General features: G+C 38.4%; 13 protein-coding genes. 9 read left to right on the top strand and 4 right to left on the bottom strand.

What is annotated here, in order from left to right:
* Positions 1 to 101 precede the first annotated feature (101 nt).
* Both ACTQ50_RS18455 and ACTQ50_RS18450 read right to left on the bottom strand, forming a co-directional pair.
* A complete protein-coding gene (locus ACTQ50_RS18455; protein WP_441485389.1) occupies positions 102 to 1,322 on the bottom strand; it encodes a relaxase/mobilization nuclease domain-containing protein in 1,221 nt (406 codons plus the stop codon).
* Entirely contained in the window at positions 1,289 to 1,612 is a 324-nt protein-coding gene (locus ACTQ50_RS18450; RefSeq protein WP_173702543.1) for a MobC family plasmid mobilization relaxosome protein, read from the bottom strand. Before ACTQ50_RS18450 ends, ACTQ50_RS18455 begins: the two co-directional genes overlap by 34 nt.
* A 248-nt stretch (positions 1,613 to 1,860) precedes the next feature.
* On the opposite strand from ACTQ50_RS18450, the gene ACTQ50_RS18445 reads away from it, so the two are divergent.
* Entirely contained in the window at positions 1,861 to 2,235 is a 375-nt protein-coding gene (locus ACTQ50_RS18445; RefSeq protein ID WP_195255570.1) for an MmcQ/YjbR family DNA-binding protein, read from the top strand.
* Positions 2,232 to 2,675 (top strand): flavodoxin family protein, encoded by a 444-nt coding sequence (locus ACTQ50_RS18440; protein WP_441485388.1) that lies wholly within the window; start codon positions 2,232 to 2,234, stop codon positions 2,673 to 2,675. Before ACTQ50_RS18445 ends, ACTQ50_RS18440 begins: the two co-directional genes overlap by 4 nt.
* A 58-nt stretch (positions 2,676 to 2,733) precedes the next feature.
* Here the strand turns inward: ACTQ50_RS18440 and ACTQ50_RS18435 are convergent, their stop codons facing one another.
* Positions 2,734 to 2,934: a helix-turn-helix transcriptional regulator gene (locus ACTQ50_RS18435; protein ID WP_005344265.1), complete on the bottom strand. Its 201-nt coding sequence runs from the start codon at positions 2,932 to 2,934 to the stop codon at positions 2,734 to 2,736.
* A gap of 56 nt (positions 2,935 to 2,990) precedes the next feature.
* Positions 2,991 to 3,722, bottom strand: a complete 732-nt coding sequence (locus ACTQ50_RS18430; protein WP_118050735.1) for a helix-turn-helix domain-containing protein — start codon at positions 3,720 to 3,722, stop codon at positions 2,991 to 2,993.
* Between the two features lie 194 nt (positions 3,723 to 3,916).
* Between ACTQ50_RS18430 and dinB the strand changes: the two genes are divergently transcribed.
* The 7 genes from dinB (at position 3,917) to ACTQ50_RS18395 (ending at position 7,796) form a co-directional block, all read left to right on the top strand.
* Positions 3,917 to 5,164, top strand: a complete 1,248-nt coding sequence (gene dinB / locus ACTQ50_RS18425) for a DNA polymerase IV (protein ID WP_441485387.1) — start codon at positions 3,917 to 3,919, stop codon at positions 5,162 to 5,164.
* Positions 5,165 to 5,178: 14 nt separating this feature from the next.
* On the top strand, positions 5,179 to 5,391 hold the full coding sequence (locus tag ACTQ50_RS18420) for a DNA-binding protein (RefSeq protein ID WP_117594103.1): 213 nt from the start codon (positions 5,179 to 5,181) through the stop codon (positions 5,389 to 5,391).
* A 12-nt stretch (positions 5,392 to 5,403) separates the two neighbouring features.
* Positions 5,404 to 5,643: a hypothetical protein gene (locus ACTQ50_RS18415; protein ID WP_005344271.1), complete on the top strand. Its 240-nt coding sequence runs from the start codon at positions 5,404 to 5,406 to the stop codon at positions 5,641 to 5,643.
* A 250-nt stretch (positions 5,644 to 5,893) separates the two neighbouring features.
* Positions 5,894 to 6,466 carry a hypothetical protein gene (locus tag ACTQ50_RS18410; RefSeq protein WP_441485386.1) on the top strand — a complete coding sequence of 191 codons (573 nt, stop codon included), beginning with the start codon at positions 5,894 to 5,896 and terminating at the stop codon, positions 6,464 to 6,466.
* Positions 6,467 to 6,475: 9 nt separating this feature from the next.
* Entirely contained in the window at positions 6,476 to 6,847 is a 372-nt protein-coding gene (locus ACTQ50_RS18405) for a hypothetical protein (protein ID WP_008708198.1), read from the top strand.
* 255 nt (positions 6,848 to 7,102) lie between these two features.
* A complete protein-coding gene (gene rd / locus ACTQ50_RS18400) occupies positions 7,103 to 7,285 on the top strand; it encodes a rubredoxin (RefSeq protein WP_024854724.1) in 183 nt (60 codons plus the stop codon).
* Positions 7,286 to 7,361: 76 nt separating this feature from the next.
* Positions 7,362 to 7,796, top strand: coding sequence for a bacteriohemerythrin (locus ACTQ50_RS18395; protein ID WP_441485385.1), 435 nt, complete (start codon positions 7,362 to 7,364; stop codon positions 7,794 to 7,796).
* Positions 7,797 to 8,030 lie beyond the last annotated feature (234 nt).

Genomic DNA, 8,030 nt, shown 5'->3' with positions numbered 1-8,030 from the left:
GCCATTCAACAACTGTTATATATAAAACAAGGGTGAGAAGCCTGATTTTCAGGCTTGCCACCCTTACATATCATAGAAGAATCTTATTTACAGACTTTTTCTCATAGTCTCAGGTTTTCAATCCGTTTCTGGATTTTTTTAGAGCTAGGGATTTTGGTAACGCCAAGATCCTGAAGCTCTTTTTTTAGCGAATCGTGGAGCTGGTATTCTGCCTGATGTTTGGTTCGGTATGCTTTTGGATTTTTAGCAGATCTGCAATCTTCAATCACTTTACGGCAAAGCCGGTAAGAATCACAGTGTTTTTGAATGAGTTTTTGCGTGCTCAGCTCACTGTTGATTTGTGTTATTTTTTGTTCAGCCGCTTTAACAGAAGCATCAATATCAGAAACATGCTGTTGGAAATCCTCATAGTTCAGCAGATTATTTTCGGAAAGATAGTTGAAAGTACGAGCTGCCTCTTTCAGATTATTGAGTTTTGCCCATCGTTCAAATCCTTCTTGATTGCCGGTCGTAACATACGTGGAGATATTGATATACAGGCGAGCTTCTCTGGACAGATGCCTTGGAGTTTTTACTTTGTTACGATTTTTTGCCAGACGGATGCGGACATTTTCTTCTGAATAATAACTTCCGAGAGATTTCATATAAGTGAAGTTTTTCTGTTCAGGCGCACGGAAGGATAGGTGCTTTCCTTGGCGGATTTCGTATCCGGCTAACTGCATTTTTTGTAGAAATTCCTCATAGTTGATGGAAGTCCAGATTGCTTTATCAACTGCAACACGTAGCTTGGCTTTCCAACTGGTGCCACGATGGTATTCCATGTTCTCTTTATAGCTTTTACCTTTTTCTCCGGTTGGCATACTGGTGGCAAGTCCATTTTCATGGCAGATACGATTACTGATCCGGCAGATTTTATGGTAGCTCCGCTTATTGGAAACATATTTGTGATGATCAACAAAACTTGCTGCATTAAAGATGATGTGGTTATGAATGTGGTTTTTGTCAACATGGGTACTAATCACGTATTCATATTTTCCTTTCAGTACTTCGTCTGCAAATTGTTGTCCTAAGCGATGGGCGATTTCTGCATCTGTTTCACCAGGCTTAAAGGACTGAATCAGATGAAATGCCAGATTATCACCTTTATCCATTCCGTTCTTTTTTGTCTGTTCTCTCGTCATGGCAAATTCCAGATCAGCTGTTTCAGGAGAACAGCCAAAACTAGAAATCAATAGTTTTTCATCGGTCTTATCAGGATTGGTAATGTAGTCCAGAGCTTTTTTGTCCGTTACTTTGATTGGGAAGATCTTAATATATGCCATATCTCTTTTACCATCTCTTTCAGTTCTTGCATTTCTTCCGGATACAGATCTCCGGTGGTATTCACTTTCTTCGCAATCTGGTTGATATTTACGCCAATCTTGTGCATTTCCTCATACTGTTTCTTCAGTGGAGTGGTATCGGTGTTTACGATGTACCCGTCGATTGCCATTTTCCGCAGATAAGCTCCCATGTTTTTGGTCTTTGATTCTATCATCTTCCTGCGGATAAGTTTTCTTTCTTCTTCTGTGACATAAAAATGGATTTCTTTGTTTCGTTTTCTTTCAGCCATTGGTAATTTCTCCTTTCTGAGAGGGTAGTAGTATAGTTTCTTTCAGCTTTTTCAATTTAGGGCAGGGTACCCTAAATTGGGATTTTCCGGAAGTGTATCCTCACTTCCTGTCCTTGCTGTTTTACCCCCCTATTAGTTAAAGTCAGGAGAACCGGTAAAATGCAAAAGAATTTTGCAGGTAGTACGGGATACGAAAATGTGGTATGATTATGGGCAGGATATCAGAAGAATCAGGAGTTGAATAGATTGTGAAGAAAGAAGAAATTTTTGAATATGTGCAGAAACAGTATGGCACGATTCCGGAATATTTATGGAGTAAACTACCAGACAGTGCAGTACTTCGACATGAAAATGGAAAATGGTATGCAGTGATCATGACGGTTGAAAAATCGAAATTGGGATTAGAGGGAAATGATCTGGTTGACATCATGGACGTAAAGTGCGATCCAGAAATGATCAGCATGATTATTCAGACTTATGGATTTTTACCAGGATACCATATGAATAAGCAGCACTGGATCACGATTTTACTGGAAGGTTCGGTCAGTGAAGCAAAGATACTGGACTTTTTGGATATGAGTTATGACCTGATTGATGGAGCAGGCAGAAAGGAAAACAAATGAGAAAAGCGATCGTATATGCATCTGTACATCATGGAAATACAGAAAAATTAGTAAAAAGCATAGCAGAAGAGTGCCAGGTCGATTTGATTGATGCTGTAAAACAGCCAAATGCAGATCTGAACAGTTATGATATGATTGGATTTGCATCAGGAATCTATTTTTCAAAATTTCATCAGTCGATATTGGGATTTGCAGAGAAGAACCTACCGGATGACAAAAAGATATTAAAGATATTTCTGATTTGTACTTATGGTGGAAGTGCGAATTATAAATCCTTAGAGCAGATTTTGGACAAGAAGCATTCTAAAGTGATAGGAAAATTTGGGTGCAAAGGGTATGACACATTCGGACCATTTAAACTGGTTGGAGGTATTGCTAAAGACCATCCTAATGAAGAAGATATGAAAAACGCAGTGGACTTCGTAAAAGGATTACACTAATTTTTGAGCAAAAAGGAAAACCGGGGATTTTACTCCTCGGTTTTCTGGCTGTTGTGCTTCAATCTTCAACTTGAAAAATATCTTCTACAGGCACTTTCAGGTAATGTGCCAGCCGGATTGCAATCTCAAGAGAGGGATTACGTTCTCCACGTTCGATGCGGCCTATAGTCTGGCTGCAGGAACCTATGGCTTCAGCCAAATCTGCTTGAATGAGATTCCGTTCTTCACGAATATCTTTTAGTGTATTATTGATTGCCATTTAATCACTTCCTTTGTTTATTGTTATCAGCAGGATCGTGAACCTGCTGTTGAAATTTAATGGAATCCCGGAATTTCTGCACCTTTGCATTTCCCGATTACTTTTCCAAAAATCTTAAAAGAGTCAGATTCCAAAACCTGGATAGGACGATATTTTTGATTTAAAGAAATCAGATAAACACCATCTGGCTCATCGTGTAATTCCTTGATGTAAGTATTACCGTTGAGATAGAAGATTCCAATTTCACCATTAGCAAGAGAATCTTTTTTCTGAATCCATGCGACATCGCCTGTGTGATAAAGTGGCTCCATACTGTCACCGGAGATCCGTACACCAAAGTCAGTCTGCTCAGGAGCAAGATGTCCTACGTCATAGGTTTCTTTTACAGAATCTTCCAGATAATTTCCAGTACCAGCAGAAACAGGTTCCCAGGTAATGTCTACAGGATGATGGAATGGGATAATCTTTGCAGACAGTGGAGAAAACTTTTTAGAAGCTTTCAAAATATCAGCAAATTCAATCAATTTATTTCTGCCTTCTTCATTCAATCCATTCATAATGTTATATGGGTTTTCTCCAAAGAAGGATTCATATATATCTTCGATATCAAGTAACTGGCAAAGTGTCAGGAAAACATGTAAAGCTGGTTCTCGTGCATTGGTCTCCCATTTGGAGATTGCTTTTGTAGTGACCTGAATACCTTCCTGAGAAAGCAGGTCTACCAGATCTGATTGAGAGTATCCTTTCTTTTTTCTATTTTCTGCTAATATTTCCCCGAAATCACGCATTTGTTCGCCTCATTTCTATTTGAATTTTCTATATGCATTATACCGTATGTTAGAAATAAAATCAACAATAATCTACAAAATGGAGAAAATACAACCAAGATGTTGCTTGACTATCTCCGGAATGTCGATATATACTAAACATACAAAAATTGATCAGACATCATGTTTAAGGAAACAGCTGGGAGGTGAAAAGTTTGAGTGAGCGTGTGATCCTGCATAGTGATATGAACTGTTTTTACGCCAGTGTAGAAATGTTACATCATCCGGAATTTGCCGGAATGCCGCTGGCAGTCGGTGGCGATCCGGAAGCCAGACATGGGATTGTGCTGACAGCAAATTATATTGCAAAGCAAAAAGGTGTAAAGACCGGAATGGCATTATGGCAGGCAAAACAGATTTGTCCGGAAATCATATTTGTACCACCACGGATGGATTTGTATTTGAGATTTTCACAGATGGCAAGAGAAATCTATTCGGAGTATACGGACAAGATCGAGCCATATGGAATTGATGAAGCCTGGCTGGATGTATCGGACAGCAGAAATCTGAAAGGAAGCGGAATGACGATTGCAAGAGAAATCAGCCATCGGATTAAATACGAACTGGGTGTAACGGTCAGTATTGGAATTTCCTGGAATAAGATTTATGCGAAACTTGGTTCAGATTATAAAAAGCCGGATGCAATCACAGAGTTTAATCGAGAAAATTATAAAGACAGGATATGGCAGCTTCCAGCGTCAGATTTGCTTTATGTCGGAAGACAGACAAATAAGAAATTGCAAAAACTTGGAATCCGGACAATCGGGCAACTTGCGGAATCAGACGAAAAGTTGTTAGAGAGTCATTTTGGAAAAATAGGAAATGTATTATGGGCTTTCGCAAATGGCTGGGATGAAGATCCGGTTTGCAAGGAAGGATATGAAGCACCAGTAAAGTCGATAGGTAATAGCACTACAACACCGAGAGATCTGGAAAATGATCTGGATGTCTGGATCATTCAAATAGCATTGGCAGAAAGTGTAGCTGCACGATTGCGGAAACATGGATTTAAATGCAAAACAGTAGAAATTACAGTTCGAGATAATGGATTGTATAGTTTTTCCAGACAGATACATTTACGACAGCCAACGAATATTACAAACGAGATTGTAACTGCAGCATTTCAGCTATTTAAAGATAATTACAAATGGGAACATCCCATTAGAAGCCTGGGAATCCGAGCTGCGGATCTTGTGTTAGATGATATTCCCGTGCAGTTGGATTTATTTGGAAATCAGGAGAAAAAGGAAAAGTTAGAGAAGCTGGATCGTACTGTAGATGAGATCAGACGACGGTTTGGTTATTTCAGTATACAGCGAGCGACAATGTATCAGGATAAAGTCTTATCCCACTTAGACGCTGGTACGCACACGATCCATCCACACAGTTATTTTCATGGGTAATTGGAGGGATAGATTTGAAAAAAGCATTAACCAGAAAACAGAAAGAAAGTTATCAGTGTATTTTGGATTATACGAAGGAGCATGGATATCCGCCGACAGTACGGGAATTTGGAAAAATGATCGGAGTAAGATCAACATCATCTGCTTTTTCCAGAATCAAACAGTTGGAGTTAAATGGATATATCCGCAGAATCCCGGCATCGCCAAGAGCAATTGAGATTTTATAGTGAGGTGTCGGCATGAACAAAGTATATGTAGATGTAGTAGCAGAGTTTCGGAAAGACGGACAGCTGGTTCCCATATTTTTTACATGGGAGGATGGAAGAAAGTATAGCATTGACAGAATTTTGAAAATCGAGCGATGCGCCAGCAGAAAGGCAGGCGGTGTAGGAATGATGTACACCTGTATGATACAGGGGCAGGAAAGCCACTTGTTTTACGAAGTGGATAAATGGTTTATGGAGAGAAAAACAGCATAAGGAGAGATTGGTATAGACGATATTATTTGGATTATTAACCGGCAGGGATAGTCACTTTCCCTTTATATTCCTGCAGGTTTTACATAAGAAGATGGATTTCGGTCAGCAAAGGCAGCTCCCACAATGCCTTTTGGATATCCGCTTCTGCAAGTTGTAGTAAGTAATTGCTTCCCATCAAAATCATGGGGAAAGCGAACTGGTCTGAAAGACCGCCAGTTAGTGTGATGATGATAAGGAGATTTTGAAACTGATGACAGACAGAGATTATGCAATTAAATCAATGAAAGAAATTACCTTCCAGATGGCAAGTCATGCACAGGATTATCTGGAAGTTATAATCGAAAGACATTATACTGATATTAAAGAACTGATGACAAGCTATCAGAAATTGATTTTAGAAAACCAGGTTGTATTGGAAGAACTGGATATGGAGTGCCAGGAGAAAATCAATGAAGATATGGCATATGCATTAAGTTATCTGAGCATTTATAACAATCAGCTGAATGTGCCAAAGATGCACCGGGAAATGAATAACCTGATGATTATTTACGGTTTGTCTGATATGATCTATCGTGGAATGACACTGGTGAAGTTCTATGCACCAAATGGTGTGATGCTCAGTGAGATCCTTCATTCCTGTTTTTGCAGTCATTATAATAAGACAGATGTGGAAGTACAGCAGGAGTTAGGAATAGGCAGGACTTCTTTTTATAAAATGAAGAAGCAGGCACTTGGATATTTAGGATTTTATTTTTATGAGATCGTGGTACCGCAGGCAAAGGATAAAAGATTTAAACCGTCACTGGGCGTTGAGGAAGAGTAGGTGAGTAATATGAGATACGAAGATTCGATGAAAGGTGTAGCTGATCAGATAATCAAAGAACAGCAGCGAGTCAGTAAAATTAAAAACAATCCAGAAGAGTTCCATTGGCATGACGAATATGCAACGTTGAATTTCTTTCGGTTTATCTGCAAAAATATCGGTAACTTGAGAAATGGAGAAATTGAAAAAATGGTCACACGTTTAAAGAACATAGATCAGAAAGCAGTGGAAAACCATGTGAATGGTGCTGTTTGGGCATTTGATTATGATAAGATGTTCTGTGTATTGATGGAAAATGAAATTTGCCGAAAGGTGTGTGAAAAGAATAAATATAACAGTTGGATGAATCTGATTGGACAGTATTGTGTTTCAAGGACTTAAAGACGAAGAAAGTTGTTGGAGAGAAATAATTTCCAGCAACTCTGTCTTTAATGAATAGAGTTCATTTTTTTATTCAACTATTCCCATGATATATACAATATGTAAATGTGCAATTCAAATATCAGTTTATGCTAAGTGCAAAAAAATAATAATTACTATTATTGACAAAATAATAATTATCATGTATAATACTGATATACAAGAAACAAAGTGTTAGAAAAATTGCTAGGAACTTAGTAACAAAATAAATCGACATTGAAAAGGGAAAATGACTATGAAAAATATGAATGTGAACCATGTGGATATATTTATGATCCGGCAGTAGGAGATCCAGACGCCGGTATCGCTCCAGAAACTGCATTTGAGGATATTCCAGATGACTGGACATGCCCAATCTGCGGATTAGGAAAAGATGTTTTCGTTCCTGTAGAAGACTAAGCAGAAAATGCAGGTACGAAACTGCCAGACATTAAAAGAGCCTAAGAGAACATATAAAAGAAATGGAGGTCAAATTATGACTTACGATTTAAACATTACCTTTGATGACAATTTAGTAACAGGAAATAAAACAATCGATACACAGCACAAAGAATTGATTGACCGTATTCAGAACTTTGTAATTGCCTGTCAAAATGGCGACAGCAAGGTAAAGGCGATCAAACTTCTGGATTATCTTAACGAGTATACTGACTTTCATTTTAAAGAAGAAGAAGCACTTCAGGAAAAAGCCGGTTATCCAGAGCGTGAAAAACATTATGAAAAACATGAAGAGTTTAAAAAGACAATTCAGGAACTGTATGAATACCTTCAGGAGTATGAAGGACCAACAGATCGGTTCAGTGAACTTGTACAGAAAAATGTAATCGACTGGCTGTTTGGACACATTAAAACATACGACCGCGCTGTGGCTAAATTTATCTTTATGAAACAAAATCCAGACCGATGCTAAAATAAACCAGGGAACGAGTTCACTCAGAATGTAGACAACGTGATGAAGTAAACTAGGGGCTGTCACAATGCAGCCCCTTTCCTGTTATAGCGATATTCTAGGTAATATATTGCGCTGGCATGACAGAGACTATGAGAAAAAGTCTGTAAATAAGATTCTTCTATGATATGTAAGGGTGGCAAGCCTGAAAATCAGGCTTCTCACCCTTGTTTTATATATAACAGTTGTTGAATG

Origin of the sequence: Blautia sp. Sow4_E7 (genome assembly GCF_052116245.1) — a bacterium.
Taxonomy (GTDB): Bacteria; Bacillota; Clostridia; order Lachnospirales; family Lachnospiraceae; genus Blautia_A.
The sequence above is the reverse complement of the archived record's forward strand: the minus strand, read 5'-3'. Positions and strand labels throughout refer to the sequence as shown.

Excerpts from the sequence above, each read along its gene's own strand:
- ACTQ50_RS18455 (WP_441485389.1), bottom strand. The coding sequence starts at position 1,322 with ATGGCATATATTAAGATCTTCCCAATCAAAGTAACGGACAAAAAAGCT.
- ACTQ50_RS18450 (WP_173702543.1), bottom strand. The coding sequence starts at position 1,612 with ATGGCTGAAAGAAAACGAAACAAAGAAATCCATTTTTATGTCACAGAA.
- ACTQ50_RS18440 (WP_441485388.1), top strand. The coding sequence starts at position 2,232 with ATGAGAAAAGCGATCGTATATGCATCTGTACATCATGGAAATACAGAA.
- ACTQ50_RS18435 (WP_005344265.1), bottom strand. The coding sequence starts at position 2,934 with ATGGCAATCAATAATACACTAAAAGATATTCGTGAAGAACGGAATCTC.
- ACTQ50_RS18430 (WP_118050735.1), bottom strand. The coding sequence starts at position 3,722 with ATGCGTGATTTCGGGGAAATATTAGCAGAAAATAGAAAAAAGAAAGGA.
- ACTQ50_RS18415 (WP_005344271.1), top strand. The coding sequence starts at position 5,404 with ATGAACAAAGTATATGTAGATGTAGTAGCAGAGTTTCGGAAAGACGGA.
- ACTQ50_RS18410 (WP_441485386.1), top strand. The coding sequence starts at position 5,894 with ATGACAGACAGAGATTATGCAATTAAATCAATGAAAGAAATTACCTTC.
- ACTQ50_RS18405 (WP_008708198.1), top strand. The coding sequence starts at position 6,476 with ATGAGATACGAAGATTCGATGAAAGGTGTAGCTGATCAGATAATCAAA.
- ACTQ50_RS18395 (WP_441485385.1), top strand. The coding sequence starts at position 7,362 with ATGACTTACGATTTAAACATTACCTTTGATGACAATTTAGTAACAGGA.